This is a genomic window from Kluyvera intermedia (assembly GCF_021440345.1).
Taxonomy (GTDB): domain Bacteria; phylum Pseudomonadota; class Gammaproteobacteria; order Enterobacterales; family Enterobacteriaceae; genus Kluyvera; species Kluyvera intermedia_A.
The window spans coordinates 1-1,140 of sequence record NZ_JAKCNS010000144.1 but is presented as its reverse complement, the minus strand read 5'-3'; the positions used below and the strand labels follow the sequence as shown (position 1 = coordinate 1,140).

Annotated in this window: 1 protein-coding gene; it reads left to right on the top strand. The window is 46.3% G+C overall.

Going from position 1 to position 1,140, the window contains the following annotated elements:
- Window positions 1–229: 229 nt before the first annotated feature.
- Window positions 230–1,140, top strand: a 911-nt coding sequence (locus tag LZ634_RS22280) for a porin (protein WP_234508910.1), incomplete at its 3' end; no start/stop codon positions are given.

Genomic DNA, 1,140 nt, shown 5'->3' with positions numbered 1-1,140 from the left:
AACCGCCGTAGATTACGCCCGCGCTTTCCATTTGTATAATTTTTATTATATATACTTCACATAAAATATATTCATGAAATCTATCATCATTTCAATAGAATCATCCTCTTTAGATTTTACTCATACCGTAACAAATGACTTTTACTAACTGACATAATTTTCCATTAGCATGAACTCACTTCCTTAATAGGGAAGTTTATTAATATAAAAACACTAAAGGAATTATTCCATGAACAGAAAAGTACTGGCCCTCGTTATACCTGCCCTGCTTGCAGCAGGCGCAGCTCATGCCGCAGAAATTTATAATAAAGACGGCAATAAATTAGACCTCTATGGCAAGATAGATGGTCTGCATTATTTCTCCAGTGATTCCGGCAGCGATGGCGATCAGAGCTACGTCCGTTTTGGCTTCAAAGGTGAAACTCAGATTAACGATATGCTGACTGGCTATGGCCAGTGGGAATATAACGTTCAGGCTAACAACCCTGAATCAACTGCCGATGATGCTAATCAGGCGTGGACTCGTCTGGGCTTCGCCGGTTTAAAATTTGCGGAGTACGGTTCATTTGACTATGGCCGTAACTACGGTGTTCTGTACGACGTCGAAGGTTGGACCGATATGCTGCCAGAGTTTGGCGGCGACTCTTATACCAAATCCGACAACTTTATGACCGGTCGCGCAAACGGTGTGGCCACCTACCGCAACAACGACTTCTTCGGTCTGGTTGATGGTCTGAACTTTGCGCTGCAGTATCAGGGTAAAAATGAAAACCCAGGCAGCGGCGAAGGCACCAACAACGGCGATCGTAGCATGCGTAACGCCAACGGCGACGGCTTCGGTATTTCCACCTCCTACGATATAGGTATGGGCGTCAGCGTTGCCGCCGCGTATTCCTCTTCTGACCGTACCAATGACCAGATTAATGCCTACGATGCCACCAGCCATCAGTATGCAAACGGTGATAAAGCTGACGCATGGACGACGGGCCTGAAATACGATGCGAACAACATCTATCTGGCCGCGATGTATGCCGAAACCCGCAATATGACACCATATGGTAGCGCTAGCAGTCTCAACGGCGGCGGTATTGCCAACAAAACCCAGAACTTTGAAGTAACGGCTCAGTACCAGTTCGACTT